This window comes from Aquimarina agarilytica ZC1, from assembly GCF_000255455.1.
GTDB classification, from domain to species: domain Bacteria; phylum Bacteroidota; class Bacteroidia; order Flavobacteriales; family Flavobacteriaceae; genus Aquimarina; species Aquimarina agarilytica.
This window is the reverse complement of the sequence record NZ_JH621267.1, coordinates 22,772-43,685: the sequence shown is the minus strand read 5'-3', so window position 1 is coordinate 43,685 and position 20,914 is coordinate 22,772. Positions and strand designations below refer to the sequence as shown.

The 20,914-nt window shown below is 33.4% G+C and carries 14 protein-coding genes; 7 read left to right on the top strand and 7 right to left on the bottom strand.

Features of this window, described 5'->3' with window-relative positions; genetic code table 11:
• Positions 1-55: 55 nt before the first annotated feature.
• The gene (locus tag KQA_RS0212195; protein ID WP_010181522.1) at positions 56-1,099 is read left to right on the top strand and encodes an NAD(P)/FAD-dependent oxidoreductase; all 1,044 of its coding nucleotides are present in this window, start codon (positions 56-58) and stop codon (positions 1,097-1,099) included.
• Between the two features lie 108 nt (positions 1,100-1,207).
• Here KQA_RS0212195 and KQA_RS0212190 read toward each other — a convergent pair whose 3' ends face one another.
• Entirely contained in the window at positions 1,208-1,591 is a 384-nt protein-coding gene (locus KQA_RS0212190; protein WP_010181520.1) for a DUF983 domain-containing protein, read from the bottom strand.
• Between the two features lie 128 nt (positions 1,592-1,719).
• Between KQA_RS0212190 and KQA_RS0212185 the strand changes: the two genes are divergently transcribed.
• Genes KQA_RS0212185 through KQA_RS0212175 form a run of 3 tightly spaced genes read left to right on the top strand, consistent with a single transcriptional unit; the run spans position 1,720 to position 4,303 of the window.
• Complete coding sequence (locus KQA_RS0212185) at positions 1,720-3,636, top strand: ABC-F family ATP-binding cassette domain-containing protein (protein WP_010181518.1); 1,917 nt, start codon at positions 1,720-1,722, stop codon at positions 3,634-3,636.
• Positions 3,637-3,653: 17 nt separating this feature from the next.
• Positions 3,654-4,121, top strand: a complete 468-nt coding sequence (locus KQA_RS0212180) for a MarR family winged helix-turn-helix transcriptional regulator (RefSeq protein WP_010181516.1) — start codon at positions 3,654-3,656, stop codon at positions 4,119-4,121.
• Positions 4,121-4,303: a CPXCG motif-containing cysteine-rich protein gene (locus KQA_RS0212175; protein ID WP_010181513.1), complete on the top strand. Its 183-nt coding sequence runs from the start codon at positions 4,121-4,123 to the stop codon at positions 4,301-4,303. Before KQA_RS0212180 ends, KQA_RS0212175 begins: the two co-directional genes overlap by 1 nt.
• Before the next feature lie 55 nt (positions 4,304-4,358).
• Here KQA_RS0212175 and KQA_RS0212170 read toward each other — a convergent pair whose 3' ends face one another.
• Together KQA_RS0212170 and KQA_RS0212165 are read right to left on the bottom strand one after the other, a co-directional pair.
• Positions 4,359-4,718, bottom strand: coding sequence for a YraN family protein (locus KQA_RS0212170; RefSeq protein WP_010181511.1), 360 nt, complete (start codon positions 4,716-4,718; stop codon positions 4,359-4,361).
• A gap of 12 nt (positions 4,719-4,730) precedes the next feature.
• Positions 4,731-5,645 carry a S66 peptidase family protein gene (locus tag KQA_RS0212165; RefSeq protein WP_010181509.1) on the bottom strand — a complete coding sequence of 305 codons (915 nt, stop codon included), beginning with the start codon at positions 5,643-5,645 and terminating at the stop codon, positions 4,731-4,733.
• 142 nt (positions 5,646-5,787) lie between these two features.
• On the opposite strand from KQA_RS0212165, the gene metG reads away from it, so the two are divergent.
• Both metG and KQA_RS0212155 read left to right on the top strand, forming a co-directional pair.
• A complete protein-coding gene (gene metG, locus KQA_RS0212160) occupies positions 5,788-7,848 on the top strand; it encodes a methionine--tRNA ligase (RefSeq protein WP_010181507.1) in 2,061 nt (686 codons plus the stop codon).
• Positions 7,849-7,873: 25 nt separating this feature from the next.
• A complete protein-coding gene (locus KQA_RS0212155) occupies positions 7,874-9,364 on the top strand; it encodes a hypothetical protein (RefSeq protein WP_010181505.1) in 1,491 nt (496 codons plus the stop codon).
• A 150-nt stretch (positions 9,365-9,514) separates the two neighbouring features.
• Here the strand turns inward: KQA_RS0212155 and KQA_RS0212150 are convergent, their stop codons facing one another.
• From KQA_RS0212150 to KQA_RS0212135, 4 genes are read right to left on the bottom strand one after another with little or no spacing between them, the layout of a single operon-like run.
• The gene (locus KQA_RS0212150) at positions 9,515-11,353 is read right to left on the bottom strand and encodes a metallophosphoesterase family protein (protein ID WP_040396338.1); all 1,839 of its coding nucleotides are present in this window, start codon (positions 11,351-11,353) and stop codon (positions 9,515-9,517) included.
• Between the two features lie 13 nt (positions 11,354-11,366).
• Complete coding sequence (locus KQA_RS0212145; RefSeq protein WP_010181501.1) at positions 11,367-12,692, bottom strand: MATE family efflux transporter; 1,326 nt, start codon at positions 12,690-12,692, stop codon at positions 11,367-11,369.
• Between the two features lie 8 nt (positions 12,693-12,700).
• Positions 12,701-13,546, bottom strand: coding sequence for an alpha/beta hydrolase family protein (locus KQA_RS0212140; protein ID WP_010181499.1), 846 nt, complete (start codon positions 13,544-13,546; stop codon positions 12,701-12,703).
• A complete protein-coding gene (locus KQA_RS0212135) occupies positions 13,543-16,299 on the bottom strand; it encodes a PD-(D/E)XK nuclease family protein (RefSeq protein ID WP_010181496.1) in 2,757 nt (918 codons plus the stop codon). Before KQA_RS0212135 ends, KQA_RS0212140 begins: the two co-directional genes overlap by 4 nt.
• A 370-nt stretch (positions 16,300-16,669) precedes the next feature.
• Here KQA_RS0212135 and KQA_RS0212130 point away from each other — a divergent pair, with 370 nt between their 5' ends.
• The gene (locus tag KQA_RS0212130) at positions 16,670-20,911 is read left to right on the top strand and encodes a hybrid sensor histidine kinase/response regulator transcription factor (protein WP_010181494.1); all 4,242 of its coding nucleotides are present in this window, start codon (positions 16,670-16,672) and stop codon (positions 20,909-20,911) included.
• Positions 20,912-20,914: the final 3 nt, after the last annotated feature.

Here is a 20,914-nt window from a genome sequence, read left to right as displayed (position 1 = left end):
GATTATAAATTAGTGCTATTTTAAACCAAAACAAATGTAGTAACTTTGCTTCCCTATGGTGGATTATATTATTGTTGGATTTGGTATTGGAGGTTGTGTGTTGGCTGCGCATTTAGAACGCGAAGGGAAGTCAGTTTATGTGATTGATGGATCGGATGTAAAAGCTTCGGTGGTGGCTGCAGGTTTGTTTAATCCTGTGATTTTAAAACGCTATACCATGGCGTGGGATGGGCATGAACAACTGAGTTATGCAAAACTTTTTTATAATGATTTAGCATTTAATTTAAAAACAGCAATTATAGAGGAGTTGCCGGTGTTAAGAAGGTTTCATTCCGCCGAAGAACAGAATAACTGGTTCGAGAAAATAGACAAACCAGAATTGAGTCGTTATTTGTCTCCTTATTTAGTGGAAAATCCAACAAATGCAATACAAGCTCCGTATAAATATGGGCAGGTAATGAAAACAGGACGTATTTTAGTACGAAAAATGTTGGAAGCTTATGAAGAGCAGTTAAAAAATAAATCGGCCTATTTAAATGAGGATTTTGATCATAGTTTACTACAAATTAATAATGATGGAGTTATTTATAAAGGTATTAAGGCTAAAAAAATAGTCTTTTGTGAAGGTTTTGGATTAACAAAAAATCCTTTCTTTAATCAGTTGTCTCTAGTTGGGAATAAAGGAACTTATCTTATTATCGAAAGTGAAGCTTTGGAGTTAAAACAAGCAATTAAATCACATTTTTTTATTGTTCCATTAGGGGGTAATAGGTACAAATTTGGAGCGACATATGAGCAACAGGTGCCAAAAGATAATTATGAACAGGCAGTAAGGGATCAGTTGGTTACTTATTTGAATGATTTAATTTCTGTACCCTATACAATTATTGATCAAGTTACAGCGGTGCGTCCCACTGTTAGGGACAGAAGGCCTTTAGTTGGTCAACATAATGAACATAAAAATCTATATGTGCTTAATGGCTTAGGCACAAGAGGGGTAATGATAGGTCCAACTGTTGCAAAAGAGTTGGTGGAGTTTATGGAAAATGGGACAGAATTACGTAAAGAAATTGATTGTAGTCGTTATAGCTCTAAATAATGTTAAGTACAGGTGAAAATTAAGTGTATTTTCAAGATTTTTAGTTTTAAATAAAAGACTACAGATTCGTGTTAATTTTAAATCTGAAGTCATTTTATTCAGAAACTGTTAATTGTTTTTAGAGGAATCATAACTCATAAATAAGTTAATCCAAATGTTGCGTGATAAGCGAAGTATAATTGGTAAACAACCTATTATTGTCGCGACAATAACAATATAGCTCATAAGTAAATTGAGATGTAAAAAAAAATACGAAATAACAAAAGCCGCAACTCCAAATGCAATACCTACTCCGTAACTAACATACATAGCTCCGTAAAAAAATGAGGGCTCCATACTGTATTTAGTGTGGCAATGACTACAGCGCTCATTCATTCCTAATACATTTTTTATGGCAAAAGCGCTCGTGTTTTTGTACATGGATTCATTATGACAAACAGGGCAACTGCCAGTCAAAATGCTGTAAATTGATGTGCCTTTCAAAAATTTCATAATTTAGGGGGTGTTTAAAATTATTCGTTTGTTAACGATTTGTAAATAAAAGTACCTACTGTCAACTATGACGTTAACAAGCTTTTTTACTAACGTAAAAATAAGCATCTTTGCACAAATTTTTAGCAATGTTGAATATACATAATCTGTCAATTTCTTTCGCGGGGGAATATCTTTTCGAAGATATCACTTTTAAAATCGTTCCAGGAGATCGAGTAGGTTTAGTTGGGAAAAATGGAGCAGGAAAATCAACGATGTTAAAAATTTTATCCAGAGAGCAAGAGCCTGATACTGGTCAAATTGCGATGGATAAAAATGCTAAAATTGGTTTTTTAAAACAAGATATTGATTTTGTTGAAGGAAGAACAGTTTTAGAGGAGGCCTACGAGGCTTTTGAGGATATTAAAGACCTAGAGCGTCAGATAGAAGCAATAAATAAGCAGCTTACCGAACGAACAGATTATGAAAGTGAGGCTTATGCAAAGCTTATTGAGGATGTGAGTGATGCTACGTCACATTATGAGATTTTAGGGGGCTATAATTATCAAGGTGAAACAGAAAAAGTCCTTTTAGGTTTGGGGTTTAAAAAAGAAGATTTTGATAATCTTACCGATACCTTTTCGGGTGGATGGCGTATGCGTATTGAGTTGGCAAAATTATTATTACAAAGTAATGATATTTTATTGCTCGATGAGCCAACCAACCATTTAGATATTGAATCGATTATTTGGTTAGAGAATTTCTTGAAAAATTATTCTGGTGCCGTGGTTATTGTATCACATGATAAAATGTTTTTGGATAATGTAACCAATAGAACCATAGAAATTTCGTTAGGTAAAATATATGATTACGATAAGCCCTATTCAAAGTACTTGGTGCTACGCAAGGAATTACGAGAACAACAATTAGCAACTCAAAAAAATCAAGCAAAACAAATTGAACATACGGAGAAGTTAATTGAAAAATTTAGAGCCAAAGCAACTAAAGCTTCCATGGCGCAGTCCTTAATAAAAAAGTTAGATAAAGTAGAGCGTATTGTTGTCGATGAAGATGATAATGCCGTAATGAATATAAAGTTTCCCATAAGTATACAACCAGGTAAGGTGGTTATTGAGGCCGAAAATATTGGTAAATCATATGGTGAAAAGAAGATTTTAGAAAACATTGATTTATTAATTGAACGTGGATCTAAAACTGCTTTTGTGGGACAAAATGGGCAAGGGAAATCAACCTTGGCTAAAATTATAGTGGATGAGTTATCACATACAGGTAATTTAAAGCTGGGACATAACGTGCAAATTGGATATTTTGCCCAAAATCAAGCAGAATATCTAGATGGAGAAATTACTATTGAGGAAACCATGATTAATGCTGCCGACGAAAAAACACGTTCTAAAGTGCGTGATATGTTGGGATCCTTTTTATTTAGAGGTGATGATGTAGATAAAAAAGTAAAAGTACTTTCGGGAGGTGAGCGTAATCGACTGGCTCTTTGTAAACTTCTGTTACAGCCGTTTAATGTGTTGGTGATGGATGAGCCAACCAACCATTTGGATATTAAATCTAAAAATGTATTAAAGTCGGCTTTAGAAAATTTTGAAGGCACCTTATTATTAGTTTCACACGATAGGGATTTTTTACAAGGTTTAACCAATAAAGTTTATGAATTTAAGAGTCGAAAAATTAAAGAATATTTAGGAGATATTGATTATTATTTGGAAGAGCGTAAGGCGTTGGATATGCGTGAAATTGAAAAAACGGATAAGCCTCAAAAAATAGTTCCTAAGGAAAAAGTGAAGCAACAGAAAAGTTATGAGGAGCAGAAGAGGTTAAAATCGCTTCAAAATAAAATCAGTAATTCCGAAAGTAAAATAAGTGCACTTGAAAGAGAAATTAAAAAGTTAGACGAAGAATTGGAATCAAATTATGAAGAAACTATGGCAAAGCCTGATTTTTTTGTAAATTATGATGCCAAGAAAAAACAGCTTCAAGAAGCTTTGGACCTATGGGAAAATTTACAATTAGAAATTGAAGAATTGGCTTAATTAAGATATAAAATAAGATGGAATTTGAAGAAATAGATATCAACTCACATGCCCTTTCATGGGTTGGGAAAATTCATTATGATTTTGGATTTATTGTTCAGAATGCTTTTAAAAAGAATGGCCTTAATTTAACCAAAGAAGAATGGAGCATTTTAAAACGGTTAAATGTAAATGATGGTCAGCGTATGAATGATATGGCTTTTATTACACATCGTGATAAAGTTTCTATGATGCGTGTGGTAAATTCAATGGTAAAAAAGGATTTCATTATCATGAGAACCGACGAGGTGGATAAGCGTGTTAATCGTATATTTTTAACGGTGTACGGAAAAAAAGTTATCCAAAAAGTATTGCCTATTATGTATCAACTTATTCCAGAAGTACAGGATAGTTTAAGTATTCAAGAAAGAGATATTCTTGTTGAGGCTTTAAAAAAAGTAAAGGCCAGAATGGCTGAAATTGCTGAAAAGCAAGGTTTGAAATAATGTTTGAACATTTTTTTCAATGTCCATATTGTTGGGAAAATATTTCGATGTTACTCGATCCTAGTATCACCAAACAAACCTATGTTGAAGACTGTGAAGTCTGTTGTAATCCTATACAGTTGACACCCGTTTTTGAAGCAAATGAATTAGTCAGTTTTTTAGCTGAAGATATTGAACAGTAATTGTATTATGAAAACCTTGTTCGAAAGAATTATATTTTATTCGAACAAGGTTTTTTTAAAAAGAAAGAAAAGCATCTTCGATATGCTCAATTTCAAATTTTCCGTGGATAGCAACAATAGCAATAACATCAAAGCGGGCTTCTAAATCAATGTCATTTTTTTGAATGTAAAAATTTAAAGCAGTAACAATAGATTTTATTTGTGTAGGTTTTATAAAATCCTGCGGATCACCAAAATCACGGGTGCTTCTAGTTTTAACTTCTATGGCAATGATTTCATTATTGAATTCGGCAATAATATCCACTTCGTGTTTTAAGTATCTAAAATTGGTTTTGTGAATTTTATATCCCTTTTGCTTTAAAAGGTTAAGCGCTTGTTTTTCGCCTTCCTTACCTAATTCGTTATGATCTGCCATGGGTTGTTTTAGTTAGTTCATTTGTTGAATTAATACACTTTTTTCGTTAGTAGCTTCTAAACTAATTTCTTTTCCAAAAGCAATAGCTCGGTTGTCTTTTATATGTCCAAAAGGAGCATCAAAAATGATAGGGTAATCGTATGTTTTAGTAATTTCTAAAATCATTTCTTTTACAGTATACCCAAACGGAATGCTATTGTCGTGCATATTTGTCATGGCACCTATAACAAGACCAGATAAATCTTTAAATAATCCATTCCTATCCAGGTTCTGAAGCATGCGGTCTATGTGGTATAAATATTCGTCTAAGTCTTCTAAAAATAAGATTTTTCCTTTAGTATTTATAGCAGAAATAGAGCCACATAATGAATAAAGCATGGAAAGATTCCCTCCAATAGCTATTCCATTAGCTTGGCCTATTTTATTTTTAGGAGTAGCGCCAAAATCAATTAAATTATTTTTTCCTTGCAATAAATGGACTAATGTTTCTTTTGCTTGTATACTCGACTTTTCAATATCAATTGGCATTGATGCGTGGATAGTAGCCATGTTAAGTTGGTTTAAATGTGAATGTATTGCAGTAACATCGGAATATCCAATAAGCCATTTAGGCTGTCTTGTTAAAACGGAAAAGTCAACTTTATCAATAATTCGAACACTGCCATAACCGCCTCGAGCACACCATATGGCTTTAATTTCTGGATTATTCAGCATGTTTTGTAAATCAGTAGCACGCTGGACATCGGTTCCGGCAAATTGATGATGCGCTAACTCAATAGTTTTGCCTAATAGTACCTTGTAGCCTAGGCTTTTTAGCCAATTTATAGCAAAATCAATTTCAGAAAGTGAAATTTTTCTAGCTGTAGCCACAATAGCAACAGTGTCCCCTTTTTTTAATGGAGCAGGGATTGTAATTGATTTTTGCATTTGGTAAAGGTTTTATAGGCTTAAAAGTATCTAATTTTAAGATATTAATTGAAATAAAAGCAAATTGCTAAAAGCAACAGGTTAAAAGTCTAAAAAACTGTCTCTTTTTCCTAAATTTGCCCCTTTAAAGAAATTAAGCATTATGAGTACGCCAAAAAGATATACCATTACTACCGCATTACCTTATACTAACGGTCCAATACATATTGGACATATGGCAGGAGTGTATGTACCTGCGGATATTTATACACGTTATTTACGTGGAATAGGTAAGGATGTGGTGTTAATTGGCGGAAGTGATGAGCATGGAGTGGCCATTCCTATGCGTGCTAAAAAAGAAGGGGTGTCGCCGCAAGTAATTATTGATAAGTACCATAATATTATCAAAAATTCATTTGAAGATTTTGGAATTTCATTTGATAATTATTCGCGTACTTCTAAAAAGATACACCATGATACTGCTTCGGAATTTTTTATGAAAATGCACGAAAAGGGGCAATTTATTGAAGAGGTAACAGAACAATTATATGACCCAGAGGCGAATCAATTTTTAGCTGATCGTTTTGTAACGGGTACTTGTCCCAAATGTAATCATGATGAGGCTTATGGTGACCAGTGTGAAAAATGTGGAAGTTCATTAAACGCCACCGATTTAATAAATCCTAAGTCTACCATTTCTGGAGCAGAACCAATAACAAAAAGTACAAAACACTGGTTTTTGCCTTTGGATCAGTATGAGGATTTTTTAAAAGAATGGATTTTAGAAGGGCATAAAAAAGATTGGAAAACCAATGTATACGGACAATGTAAAAGTTGGATTGATGATGGTTTACGGCCAAGAGCAGTAACACGTGATTTAGATTGGGGAATTCCTGTGCCATGTGAGGGTGCCGAAGGTAAAGTATTGTATGTGTGGTTCGATGCGCCAATTGGCTATATTTCATCAACAAAAGAATGGGCCGAGCGCGAAGGAAAAAATTGGGAAGATTACTGGAAAAAAGACGATACCAAACTAGTGCATTTTATTGGTAAGGACAATATAGTATTTCATTGTATTGTGTTTCCGAGTATGCTTAAGGCAGAAGGGAGTTATATTTTACCCGAAAATGTACCAGCCAATGAGTTTTTAAATTTAGAAGGAAATAAATTATCAACCAGTAAAAACTGGGCGGTTTGGTTACATGAATATTTGGAGGATTTTCCTGGACAACAGGATGTGCTACGTTACGTGTTAACAGCAAATGCACCCGAAACTAAGGATAATGATTTTACCTGGAAGGATTTCCAAGCACGAAATAATAATGAATTAGTAGCCATTTTTGGAAACTTTATTAATCGTGCCGTAGTGTTAACAAATAAATACTATAATGGCGTAATACCAGCACCAAATGAGTTTGAGGCTATTGATGTTGAAACTTTAGAAAAATTGAAGGCCTACCCAGCTGTTATAGCAAGCTCTTTGGAGCGTTATCGCTTTCGCGAAGCAAGTCAAGAAATGATGAATGTAGCGCGTTTAGGTAATAAATACTTAGCAGATTTAGAGCCTTGGAAAACGATTAAAGTGGATGAAGAACGAACAAAAACAATTATGTACGTGGCTTTACAAATAGCGTCAGCTTTAGCTACTTTATGTGAGCCTTTTTTACCTTTTACAAGTAAAAAATTAAAAAGCATTTTAGCTATTGAATCTAGTTTTGTCGCATGGGAAAGTATTGCTTCCGCGGAAGCTTTATTGCCTAGTGGGCATCAAATAGAAAAGGGTGAGTTGTTATTTTCTAAAGTTGAGGATACTACTATAGAGGCACAATTGCAAAAGTTAGAAGATACCAAAAAAATCAACGAAGCAGCAGCAAAAGAGGTGGAGCCACAAAAAGATACCACGACTTTTGAAGATTTTAGCAAGTTGGATATGCGCGTTGGAACTATTGTTGAAGCGACAAAAATGCCTAAAGCGAAAAAACTATTGGTATTAAAAGTAGATACAGGGATTGATGTGCGTACCATAGTGTCGGGTATAGCAGAACATTTTGCGCCCGAAGCCATTATAGGGAAACAAGTAACCGTGTTAGTTAATTTAGCACCTCGAAAATTACGTGGTGTAGAAAGCGAAGGAATGATTTTAATGACCCAACAGGCCGATGGAAAATTGGTGTTCCTCAATCCAGATGAGGATGGTGTGCCTAATGGGGAAACGATTAGTTAGTAGGTTATTGTTGTAATATATTTTTATGAAGAAGGTTTTTTTGAGCATTTTTTTAATGCTATGTAGTGTGGTTTTGCTTGCGCAGAAAGAAGTTAAAGTAATTGAAACGAATTTCAAAGGGAGTGGTTTTAATAATAAAGAATCATTAGCAATTTCAAATAAAAATACGGGCGAGCTAGTAATTTTAGTGGAGGATTCTAAATACACAAAATTATATCTGTTTGATACTAATTTTAAATTAAAAGCAGAGTTAAAAACAGATAGATTGCAAAAGAATTTTAAAAGTTTTGTAGGTTATAGCATAGATAATGATGTGTATTCAATTGTGTTTACAGATAATAAGATAAAGCGTTTTGGTATATTATCGTTTAATTTCAAAACTAAAACTTTAAATCAAGATGAATTAGTTGTTGATTTTGAAAAGGAAAAATATATAAAGTCATTAACTCATAATGATACGTTTTATATTATTACTGCATCAAAAAAATCGGAAAAAGTCCATTTCTATTCTTTGTCAAATGATAAAACTTTTAAAAAGAAAACAATACCGTTTGATCATTTTGTTTTTGCCAATGATCAAAATTATAAAAAGTATCCAGTTGACTTATTTAGATCAGTTGGATGGTTTGGTTCAGGTTCAATAGTTAGAATAGATTCGAATAGTCCAAATTCTATAGAAAATACGTCTTCAAAAAATAAACTTTATCAAACTAAAAATGAGTTAATTTTTACAACCGATGTGCTAAAAGGAGAGACAAGGATTATAAAAGTTGATATGAATGATTTTTCGGTAACATCAAGTTCATTTGAAAAACCAGTAATATTTCCAACCGAACCTGGATTTCCAGTATCTTACAAGCATAATTCGTTTATACATAATGGGATATTGTATCAATTGAGTATCAATAGTAAGGAAATGAAATTTGTTGCAATTGGTCTCGATTCAAAAACTAAACTTAAAGAAATTAATTTAAAAAAAGAAGATAGTATAACTTTTAAAAATGGACCTATTATACAAGAAGGGGGATCTTCATTTCAATCAGCCAGAATAAGGAAGCTTGAAAAAACTTCAAAATTTTTAAGAAAAGTAGGAAATAGTGATGTGGGGATTACCGCATATAAAAAATCAGATACACTTCAGCTAACTATTGGAGGTTATATAGTGGTTCAGTCTAGTGGAGCTCCTATATTAGTCGGTGGAGGAGGGGCAATTGGAGGTGCAATCAGTGGGGCAGCATTTGCTTTGTCATCTGCATTTAATCCGACTTTTGGAGCTTATGGTGCTTACAGTTCTACTAAGTCAACATACATCGATTGTAAATTTGATAAAGATTTTAAGCATATTGAAGGAGATCGCTTAGAAAATGCATTTGATAAAATAAAAATTTTTGAAGATAATTTTGTTGAAAATTATTTTTCTAATAATAAGAATATAAAAAAGGAGGATCAATTTGGTAAGATAACACCCAGAATGAAGTTGAAAAATGTATTTTATCATAATAATAAATATATTTGAGTTATTTAAATACGCTGAGTAAATCTAATTATCACATCGTTGAGTTTGAAGAATAGCTTCTTCCTTAAGAAAAATAAATTATAACACACAAAAGCCTCGATGAAAATTCGAGGCTTTTGTGTGTTTATTACAATTGAGTGGAAATGAAGTTTATTTTACATTAACCACTTTTTTATTCTTCAATAAGGATGGGAAAGTGAATTCTTTGGTAGTATTTCCTTCCCCAATAACTATTTTATAAGTTCCTTTTTTGTGTGTTTTTGGTTGATAGGTGCTGCCTTTTATTCTTACAGAAGAAACTACGTCATTAGTTTCATTTAGTACAGTAATGACTTGATTATTCTTGGATGTTTTGAATAGAGGTAGTTTATAGCCATTATCAATTTTATAATTATCAAATTGAGATATGGTGATAGGCCAACCTTTATATTGTTTGCTTGTTGAGTTGGTGATATCTACATTTCTGGGCCAGCACTCAAAAGTAATTTCACGCTTATTTTTATGGTAACGGATTACACCAAAACCTGCAGCCGTAGTAGTTAGCTTTCCGCCGGAGGCTTTTTTGTGTTGTATGGTCGGATTTGCAGTGGCTTGCATGGTTATTTTATTTTGAAATCCATCTAAAAATTCACCTGTATATTCGGGAGCTCCTTTTTTTCTATTTGCTCCCGCTTTTTCGGGAGACCACCAGCGTAACCAAAAATTAGCAATTGAAGGGGTACAAAACGAATAGCCAGCATCATTCCAGTCATCAATTCCGTGTTGAATTACGGTTCCTAAATGCTGGTCACCAGCAATCATACATGAAAAACTTTTACGTATTACCGAAAGGGCTTTGTCTCTTTTGGCTTGCGGCCAACCATTAGTATCAAAATCTAAGCCTATCGGTTTATCGTATTTGCCCGAATGAGTGTTTCCCATAGCAAAAATGGTTTGCGAAAGCACTGTTTTTATTTCAGCATTTTCCCAATCTGTAGTCCAATCTTCAAGGAATTTTAATTGGCGTTCTCCTAAAAGCGTAGCTCCATTAACATTAAAAGGTTTATTATCAATATTGGCATCGGTTACTTTAGGGAAGTATGTGGTTTCATCTTTTACATAACCTTCTAGTCCAGTTTTAAATTTACGATCTTCCAAAATAGCAAAGCTGATACCTCCCCATTTTAAGTCGGTATAATATACACCTATACCTTGTTCTATAGGAGTAGGGTCATAAGGATCGGGTAGGTGTGATGTTTGCGCACGCTCTACTTCTTTTACATATTCGACAGGCATATAATAGCCGCCACTTTCGCCATTACGTGCTTTTCCTTTTTTGCCGCCTGCACCCCATAAATTTGCTTGGCCCACATCATGATCATCGGGTAAGCAAATAGTGGGGGTATTTTTAATGATATCACCAAAATCTCTTCCAAATTTTAACCAATACAAATAATGCTCGCTATGATCATATACTTGATCTCCAGAAAAAAAGAGTACGTCGGGTTTTAGCTTTTTCATGTTTTCAACAATGTCCTTCCGTTCAATGTCTCCGCCATATTTGGGGTAAATAGAATTACAGGTAAAGGCAGCCAATACAATTTCGTCCTTTTGTATGGGGTTCTTTTGTATGGTTCCTTCATAAAAGGCGGTATTGTTATGAGTTACCCTGTATTCATATGCTTTTGTATCGTCCCAATTGTCTATTCTAAAAGGAGCGGTATAGCCTGGATAAATAATTTTGGTGGTCGCTTTGTCTACCCATTTGCCATTTTCTTTTAGCTGTAAACTAGCTTCAAAAGGTTCGTAGTTTTTAATCGGGTAAAATTGAGCCGTTAGCTTTAAGGTATTTTCGTGTACTGTATATAAAGCAAAACAAATTCGATCCTTTGGGGGAATGCTATCGGGCAATTTAAATAGCCAGGTTTCGTTTTGGGCATTAATTTGAAAAAAAATAACATAAATGATGAACAACAATAGGTTATGTTTTTTTGAGATCGAGCGCTTCATTTTGTGTGTTGAATTAAGTGTTGAGGCTAATATACTTCCTTTTAAACTTAACATACATACCCACAGATCTAAAAAGAAGCCAAACACCCAAAGCCATCCAAATACCTATAAGTTTGAGGTTAAAGTATTGGGTAATAAAAAGTGTGGGTAAAAAACCTAGAAAAGTGGAAAAGAAGAGTAAGTTTCTTAAGTATTTCATTTCGCCTAAACCTTTAAAAACACCATCTAATACAAAAGCAACAGCATTACAAGGTTGTACAATAATTACCATAAAAAACATGCTATAAAAAGCCGCTAATACTTCAGTTTCTTTGGTAAAAAGTAATCCAATAGGTTCATAGAGTAAGCCACCTAAGGCCATAAGTATACCGCCTACAATAATGCCATATTTCATTACCTGGTGAACCAATTTTTTTAATTGAGGATAATCTTTGGCACCCAATAAGCGTCCGCCGTAGATGTTTCCGGCGGAGGAATAGCCGTCAATAAAAAAGGCAGTAAACAGCCAGATATTCATAGCTATAGCATGAGCAGCAATGTAAGCATCCCCCAAACCTGTAGCAACTCTAACGGCAGTAAGTAAGGCAATATTTAATGAAATGGCTCTTAAAAAAAGATTACCACTCATACTAAGTAATCTTGGGACTTCGTGATGTAGTTTTTTGCCAATTTTAAAACTAATCCTTGTTTTTCGAACCAGTAAAATTCCCACTAAAATTGCCATCATTATTTGCGAAATTAGACTTGCCCAAGCGGCTCCTTCAATATGCATGGCAGGAATATAGCCTTCAATTCCGTAAACAAAAGCGATATCTAGTATAATATTTAATAAGGCGCCAATGGCAGAAACTATCATGGGCCAAAAGGTATTTTGTAGGCCTCTAAAAATGCCAAAAGCAGCAAAAACAAATAAGGTAAAGGGGAATCCCCATACGCGAATATTGTAGTATTTTAAACTGAATTCTAATATTTGTCCTTCTGCTTTTAAAAGTCTAAAAATATCGGCAGCAAAAAAATAAGTACTCATTAAAACAAGGATACTTAGTCCTATATTTATTAAAATAGCTTGCGCAGGAAGCGTAGCAATTTCTTTTATTTTATTAGCGCCTAAGTATTGCGAAATTATAGATGAAATAACACTTCGTGTTTGTCCAAGTACCCAGATGAGCATGGATAAAAATGCACCTACTACACCCACCGCCGCTAAGGATGCTTTAGCATGTAAGGGGATATTACCCACAATGGCAGCATCGGTAGATGATAGGATGGGTTCGGCAATACCGGCAATAATAGCTGGGACTGCAATATTGTGAATTTTTTTAAAGCTGGTTAACTCCACGTATTAGTTTATTTTAAAAAGTTTAAAATAGCTTGAGTGACTTGTGTTAGGGCAGGAGGCATTTGATCGTTTAACCAAGGGTGTTTGGCATTAAAAACATGATCGGTATCTAAGGGCAGTAATTTGCTTTTTTGACTCCATTGGTGTAATAATTCAGCTTTACTATAAGGTACAGTAGGATCTTGTTTTCCGTGAATAATTAAATGAGGGATGGTTAATTTTTTTGCCGCAGCAGAAATATCCAATGCAGATTGATTTGCTTGATAATCTTCGAATAATTGATAATGCAAAGGCATGTCTTGCTTGGTACGTCCATTTTTAACATATAGCACGCCCTCATTACGCCATTGAGCAATCTTTTCTTTAGCAGGTAAGCTGTCATTATACGAGGCAATGGCGGCTAGGGTAATTATTTTGGTGACTTTTGATTCATTGGAAGCTTTAATGGTAACTACACCGCCTCCGCGTGAATGGCCCATAAGGGTAATGTTAGAGGTGTCAACCAATTCGTTAAATTTGAAATTGGAGGCGGTTATTTCGTCAATTACAGCTTGTAAATCATCCTGTTGTTTTGAAAAATTATCATTACCAAAAGCCTCTAAATCTGGGAAATCAATAGGTTGTTCAATAGTACCTCCATTGTGTGAAAAATTGAATGCTACCACAAAAAAATCATTATTAGCTATGCTTTTTAGCATAAGCTGCCAAGGGCCCCAGTCTTTAAAACCTTTATATCCATGACAAAAAATAAGAACGGGTAATTTAGTGTTTGATTTTTTATATATAAAATCGGTAACTATGGCTTTTTTGTGTTTTCCTACCAGAGGAATATTTTTATGGATGGTTAAGGTCATTTAAAAAATGTTTTAGGCTCTTTTTTTATAAAAGGAGTATTTATGTCGCAAATTTCAGTGATTAATTGCTGAAGTTGTTCTAAAAAATTCTTAAAAATTTCAGATGTTATATTAGGGTCACTTGTTCTTCCTTTTTCTGGATATTTAGCAAATGATAAAAAGCCGTCGTTTAGTTTTTTAAATGAAATAATACCTCCGTGAACAGGCTCGGTAATCGAGTTTTTGGAGCAATACATATAGGCATACATGAGTATTTGTAATGCTTTGCTACGTTTGTCATCCTCTAATAAGCCATTCCAGTCTCTAATTTTTAAATCTGCGGCATTTACGGTACCCGTTTTGTAATCCACAATTCGAAGTTGACCATTATAACGATCAACTCGATCTACTTTTCCGCGAATAGCAATAGGGAAATGTAAGTTTGGCACTGCTATTTGAGTGGCAATATCACTTTCTATAGCAACAATATGAATTTCGTTACCCGCTTTGATTTCTGCTAATTCTAGTTTTAAAAATTTAGAGATATATTCAATAGCTACTTCTAATGTAATATAATTGATTCCGGTACTAATTTGGTTGGTGGAGTAGGTGGCTTGAAACTCTTTTTCAACTGCAGTACGTATGTTTTTTTGCATTTCAAGGATATCATGAGCAGCAACAAGGCGACCAGTTAAGGGTTTGTAAAAATTTTCTAAAACATTGTGAATTACTGTTCCAAGAGTGTTGGCAGCTACTTCTTCTTCAACTTCTTCGGTTTCTAGAACGCCTAAAATATATTGCTCATAAAAGCTTAAAGGATCACGTAAGTAGGCGCCTAAAGCCGAAGGCGAAAATCCTTTGTGAGCTATTTGGCTTAATTTATTAATGACGTTTATGTCTTTCTCAATTTCGGTTATGGGTGTATAATTAGGGGCATTGTTTGTGGATACAATGGAATGGGTAATGTGATGATTGGGATGTGTTTCTAATTCTAATTGTTGTATAAATCGGCTTTTTTCTCCCGAATTGAATTCATCAACTTCGGTATTGTAAAGTAAATGCGCCGTATTACAGCGTTGTAAAAGACGGTAAAAGTGATAGGCATAAATGGCATCTTTTTCTTTAAAAGTAGGTAGTTTAAGATCTAGTTTAAGGTCGTGAGGAATAAAAGAGTTTCCTTTTTTGCCCGATGGTAAAATGCCTTCGTTTACCGATGTTACTAGTATTGTTTCAAAATCCAAACAACGGGATTCTAATACCCCCATAATTTGTAAACCTTGGAAAGGTTCACCCCGAAAGTCGATTTTTTCATTTTTTGTTTTATCATTCAGTAATTGTTGTACTACTTTTAAAGTGTTGATATTTGGGTATTCGGACACTAAATCAAGGAGTTCTTCAAAAATAATGAGAAACTTATGTGTGTAACCAAGTTGTTCTGTATTGTCAATAGCTTTATAATGATTACAAAGCTTATCAGTAATTTGACACAAATCAGTTACTAACTGTGTATTGTTTTTAGATACTGAAAACAAAAGTTTAGCTGCAGCGCTATTTTGTGTATGCAAGTCTTCAAATAGCATTTTGGGATTAATATATACCCAATTGTTTTTTATAATAGTGTCATATAATTGATTGCATTGATCTTTTCCTAAAAGTACTTTGGTATAAGGGCTTTGTAATACAGAAATAAGATCTTTGTAATAAAAAGTAGCAGCAGTTTGTAAGCTGCTTTTTAAAGTAAAATATTGATGAATAAATGCGGCAAAAGGGAGTTGATTTAAAGGCAATCCCATGGTAATGTTTACATGTTGAACATTTTGAGGCAAAGAACTTAAAACAGGGAGTAATAAAGTTTCATCGGCGAGGACTAATGCTGTTTTTGATAATTGCTCGGGGCTAAAATCCTGAAGCAATTGTCCCACGTATTTTAGTTGCCCTATATTTTTTGGAACTCCGGTGATATGTATGTTTTTCTTGGCTTCAAAACTATGGTGGATACTTTGTTCAATGGCATCGATCCCTTTCCATTCTTTTTGAATAGTCCTTAAAAACAAAGACGCATCATGGTCATAATCATTCATAAAATAAGCATCAGCATCCCAAAGGCAATGTGCTTTATTTTCGTTGATTAAGGTTTTTATAATTTTTTGTTCTGCGGCATTTAAGGCATTGAAACCAACAAATAGGAAATTTTTATTATTTTCGGTAGCATAGGTTTCAATATAATCGGCAGCTTGGCGATATTGTAAGCCTTGGTAGCCTTTTCCTATGTTATTTAATTTTTCCGCAAAAGCGGTATAATATAGTTGTAAGCGTTCCCAAAATTGAATGTAATTTTCAATTAAATGTGTTTTATTTTCTTGTAAAAACCAGTGTTTTTGATCTGTGATGTAATACAAGTATTTAAAAAAAGCATCATGATCTACAAGATACCGATCAATTTCATTAAAATCCTGAAGTAAGGTTTGTCCCCAGGACATAAAATTTTCAAAGTCTTTTTGCTCCTCTTCGGGGCATTTTTCTAGGTAAGCTTCATAAAACAAGAGTAAAATTTCGTTATTATCAATCGTTTCCAAGCCCGATAATTCAGTAATAAATGTTTCAATACTATTAATTTCGGGTAAAATTCTAGTTTCTCCCGCAAGGGCATGTGCCAATTTATTTTTTAAAAAAAGGCCTGCACGTTGACTAGGAAGCACCACGACTAACTGATTAAAATCAGTAGGTTTTAGTGCGATTAAATAAGAAACAACTTGATCTAAAAATGACTGCATATATAGGAATGAAGTTCGACTATAAAAGTACTATTTATCCTTTTTAGTAGTATGAATTAGCTTATGAAAATTAGCATTCATTTTTCACTTATTAAAAAATATCAATTTTGAGTAAAAGATGTATAAAATGAGATGGACGCGTTTACTAAGCTTGTTTTAAGTTGTAATTGGAGTATGAGGTAAGCTGATGTGTAAAGGCTCTAATTTAAACCTATTTTATACATATGAACAATAGATTTACACATATCACTGTGAAAAATCAAAATTTATGTAATTACTTGCAAGGCTAGAGTAATTAGCCCCTATGCAATAATTATAAGCGAATAGTTGAATGCTTGTTGTATATTTATGAATAAACCTCCCATTATTTATGATTTATAATCGTTTTAATAAAAAGAAAAGCATAAGCAGTGTTTTTTTTATGGTACTTGCTTTAATTTCCATAAAGGCGCAACAAAATATCACTTTTGAACATATTACATCGGAACAGGGACTTTCGCAAAATGATGTAAACAGTATTTGTCAGGATAATAATGGTTTTATTTGGTTAGCCACTCACGATGGATTGAATAAATATGATGGCTATTCTTTTATCACATACAGATCATCTGCCGAAAATGAACAAAGTTTACCTACCAATTTGATCAATAAACTTGTTGTTGATAATGATGGGTTTATTTGGACATTAAATACGGATATGGGAATTTCTCGATTTGACCCTCGAACAGAAACAGCCGTTAATTTTAGGAATAACCCAAATGATGAACATTCAATAAATTCGAATAGGGTACTTTCAATGTATATTGATCATCAAAATAGATTATGGATAATAACTCCTTTGGGAGTCGATGTATTAAATATAAATGCACTCCCTAATGAGGTGAAATTTGAACATTATTATGATATCCCCGGAAAAACAAATTCAAATTATGAATTTGGTTTTACCACATCAATTTTTCAGGATAGTAAGGAACAAATATGGATAGGAAGTAGATCGGGTTTGTATAAAGCTTTTACTAATGATAGAGGAAAAATGACTTTTATTAATGTTACCGAACAAGAAGGTTTATGGAAAGAGGTGGTGATAACAAAAGTGATTGAGGATAATTATGGTGGAATCCTTGCGGCAGCACCAGAGAGTTTATTTTATAAAAAAGATGCTTTAAGTAAGTTTGAGTTAGTGGATCAAGGAACATTTATAAATTTTGCCATTGATACCGATAATAAGCTATGGGCAGGTAGTCCCGATGGATTATTTTGTTTTAAGTATGACCCGGTGGGCAAAAAATTTTATGATAAAAAAGGCTTTAAAAGCGATATCATTAACTTAAAAAGTATAAATAGAAATACCATTCGTGATGTTTTTATTGATCGTTCCAATGTAGTTTGGATTGGAACTAAAGGTGGAGGAGTCAATAAAATGTATCCTAAAGGGAATCCATTTATGACCGTTCAAAAAAAGCTTAATGCGAATAGTTTAAGTCACAATAATGTACGTTCTATTTTTCAAGATTCAAACGGATTGCTATGGGTAGGAACCGAGGATGGGGCTTTAAATGTGAGTGTGAGTGGAGATGAAAGCAAAATATACAATGCGTTTAAAAGTTTTGATAAATTAATTGATGTTTTTGCTATATGTGAGGTGGAACAACCCGATGGGCGTTACTTGTTTTTTGGTTCGGAAAGAGTGCCATTTTTGAGTAGATTAAAATTAAAAAAAGGGAGTTATTCAATAGAAGATTTTGAAGAAATAGACTTAGGTTTTAATGCGGTTTTTTCAATTACTCAAACTCAAGATAAAAGTATTTGGATTGGATCTTATAGTAACGGATTATACAGGTGGATTCCTCAAACAGATGGCAGTTATAGTAAAAGTCATTTTCCACAACGTTTAAATGGATTAAGCAATCGTATTATTAGAAGTTTTTTAGAAGATGATCAAGGGAATTTATGGATAGGAACTGGCGATGGATTAAATATGATACCTCAATCGGAGTTGCGGAGTAATGATCCAAAATTTGTGGTATATAAAAATGACCCGAATGATAATAACAGCTTGTCACATAATTATGTGTTGGCTTTACATCAATCAAAAAAAGGAAGTATTTGGGTAGGGACTTTTGGGGGTGGTGTCAATCAATTAGTTCCAGGGAATACGATTGATTCCGGAAGGTTTAATCGTTTTTCGGTAAAAGATGGTTTAGTAAATGATATTATAAAGTCTATTGAAGAGGATGATCAAAATAATCTTTGGATTTCATCAAACAATGGACTCACTAAATTTAATCCTGAAACAAATAAAACACGTAGTTATAATATTAACGACGGTTTACAAGGAAATGAATTTTTGGAACTATCCAGTTTAAAAAGAAATAATGGGCAATTAATTTTTGGTGGTATTGATGGTTTTAATGTATTCGATCCTTTACAAATCGAAGATAACAAAACGCTAGCCCCTCCACTGCTTACCAATTTATTGCTGTTGAATAAAAAAGTGGATGTAGGGCAGGAGCTAGAAGGACGTGTATTACTAAAACACACACTAAACGATACCCAAAATGTAAATTTAAAATACAAAGAAAATAGTTTTTCAATTGAATTTTCATCAGCACATTATGTGGCTCCCGAAAAAAGTAAATTTCAATATAAATTAGAAGGTTTTGATCAAGATTGGATAAATACCAATGCCAAAAAAAGGTATGCAACCTATACGAATATCCCTTATGGGAATTATGTGTTTAAATTAAAAGCATCAAATAATGATGGACTTTGGAGTCCCAAAATTAAAACCCTTGCTATTGAAATTACCCCTCCGTATTGGAAAACTCCCTTCGCTTATTTTGTGTATGGATTAATTGGGTTGGGATTGTTAATAGCTTTTAGAAGAAATACCATTGAAAGAGCAGAAGAAAAACATCAACTCCAAGTAAATGAAATGGAGAAAGAAAAATCCGAAGAGCTTCAGCAAATGAAATTGGAATTCTTTACCAATATTTCTCATGAATTTAGAACACCATTAACTTTAATCAAAGGCCCTTTAGACTATTTAGAAAAAAACGAAGCGGAATTGAATTCAGAAGATCGTATGAAACAATACAATTTGATGAATAAAAATGCTAATTATTTACTGCGTTTAGTAAATCAGTTGTTGGATTTTAGGCGATTGGATCGCGAAAAGTTAAAGCTTCATTTTAGTAAATTAAATATTGTTGAATTTATAGAAGAAACCACAGGGCCATTTTTATTTATGGCTAATAAAAAGAAAATAGATTTTAATGTCATAGCTCCTGAAAAAGATATTGAATTGCCATTTGATCCCGATGCACTTGAAAAAATAATGAATAACTTACTTTTTAATGCGTTTAAATTTACTCCAGAAGGAAATTCAATTAGTGTAGAAATTCATAAAGGAGCCAATTTTGAAAATCCTCAAATTTTTAATAAAACCTTAGATTTATCGGGATACATAGTAGTTCAAATAAAAGATACAGGTAAAGGGATTCCTCCCGAAAAGGTGACACATATTTTTGAGCGTTATTATGTTGAGCGGAAAAAGAATGTACAAGGAGCAGGTATTGGACTTTCGTTTACTAAAAGTTTGGTTGAATTACATGAAGGTTTTATAAATGTACAGAGCGAACTCGGTAAAGGAACTACTTTTTCCGTGCTATTTCCTTTAGAGTTAGCATCCTATTCGGCAGCAAAAATGGAAGCCTTGGAACAAGAATTGCAAGGAGATGTTATGCCTAATGTACTGCCAGATTCTAATACCCTTACGGGAGAATTAAAAGCTGAGTTTGGTAAAACAAATGCTGACGCAGAAAAGCAATCAAAGTTGCCTAAGCTGTTATTAATTGAAGACAATGAAGATATTCGAACTTTTGTAAAACAAGGTCTTGAAAAAACTTATGATATATACGAAGCTGCTGATGGTAAAGAAGGCCTTGAAATGGCAGAAAAAGAATTGCCATCATTAATAGTAAGTGATATTATGATGCCTAATATTGATGGTTTGGAAATGAGTAGGCAGTTAAGGCTAGATCAAAAAACAAGTCATATTCCAATTATTTTACTTACAGCCAAATCCAGTACCGATACAGAGCGAGAAGCACTTGCCCTGGGAATTGAAGATTTTGTAAGGAAACCTTTTGATTTAGATGTATTGGTACTAAAAATAAATAATATCATTTCTAAACGAGAATCATTAAGACAAAAATATAAAACCACAGTTTCTTTGGAGCCTAGCGAGATAACAGTAACATCTGTCGATGAAAAATTTATGAAACGAGCCATGGGTATTGTTGAGGATCATATGATGGATACCGAATTTAGTGTGGAAACATTAGTAGCCGAAATGGGGATGAGTCGTAGTAATTTGTACCTTAAGCTAAAGGAAATTACAGGGCTTTCATCCAGTGAGTTTATTAGAAGTGTGCGTTTAAAGCGGGCTGTTCAGTTGATTAAAAAGAGTGATATGTCTGTAAAAGAAATTATGTATATGACTGGCTTTAATACAGCGTCGTATTTTTCAAAATGTTTTAAAAAACAATATGGAATGGTGCCAAGTGAATATGTGAAAACATACAAAAAAGAAAGAGAAGAAAATAAATAGTCA

What these genes read in the sequence shown, in the direction of transcription:
- KQA_RS0212140 (WP_010181499.1), bottom strand. Translation starts at nt 13,546, where the DNA reads ATGACCTTAACCATCCATAAAAATATTCCTCTGGTAGGAAAACACAAA.
- KQA_RS0212155 (WP_010181505.1), top strand. Translation starts at nt 7,874, where the DNA reads ATGAAGAAGGTTTTTTTGAGCATTTTTTTAATGCTATGTAGTGTGGTT.
- KQA_RS0212180 (WP_010181516.1), top strand. Translation starts at nt 3,654, where the DNA reads ATGGAATTTGAAGAAATAGATATCAACTCACATGCCCTTTCATGGGTT.
- KQA_RS0212195 (WP_010181522.1), top strand. Translation starts at nt 56, where the DNA reads ATGGTGGATTATATTATTGTTGGATTTGGTATTGGAGGTTGTGTGTTG.
- KQA_RS0212190 (WP_010181520.1), bottom strand. Translation starts at nt 1,591, where the DNA reads ATGAAATTTTTGAAAGGCACATCAATTTACAGCATTTTGACTGGCAGT.
- KQA_RS0212170 (WP_010181511.1), bottom strand. Translation starts at nt 4,718, where the DNA reads ATGGCAGATCATAACGAATTAGGTAAGGAAGGCGAAAAACAAGCGCTT.
- KQA_RS0212175 (WP_010181513.1), top strand. Translation starts at nt 4,121, where the DNA reads ATGTTTGAACATTTTTTTCAATGTCCATATTGTTGGGAAAATATTTCG.
- metG (WP_010181507.1), top strand. Translation starts at nt 5,788, where the DNA reads ATGAGTACGCCAAAAAGATATACCATTACTACCGCATTACCTTATACT.
- KQA_RS0212150 (WP_040396338.1), bottom strand. Translation starts at nt 11,353, where the DNA reads ATGAAGCGCTCGATCTCAAAAAAACATAACCTATTGTTGTTCATCATT.
- KQA_RS0212135 (WP_010181496.1), bottom strand. Translation starts at nt 16,299, where the DNA reads ATGCAGTCATTTTTAGATCAAGTTGTTTCTTATTTAATCGCACTAAAA.
- KQA_RS0212130 (WP_010181494.1), top strand. Translation starts at nt 16,670, where the DNA reads ATGATTTATAATCGTTTTAATAAAAAGAAAAGCATAAGCAGTGTTTTT.
- KQA_RS0212165 (WP_010181509.1), bottom strand. Translation starts at nt 5,645, where the DNA reads ATGCAAAAATCAATTACAATCCCTGCTCCATTAAAAAAAGGGGACACT.
- KQA_RS0212185 (WP_010181518.1), top strand. Translation starts at nt 1,720, where the DNA reads ATGTTGAATATACATAATCTGTCAATTTCTTTCGCGGGGGAATATCTT.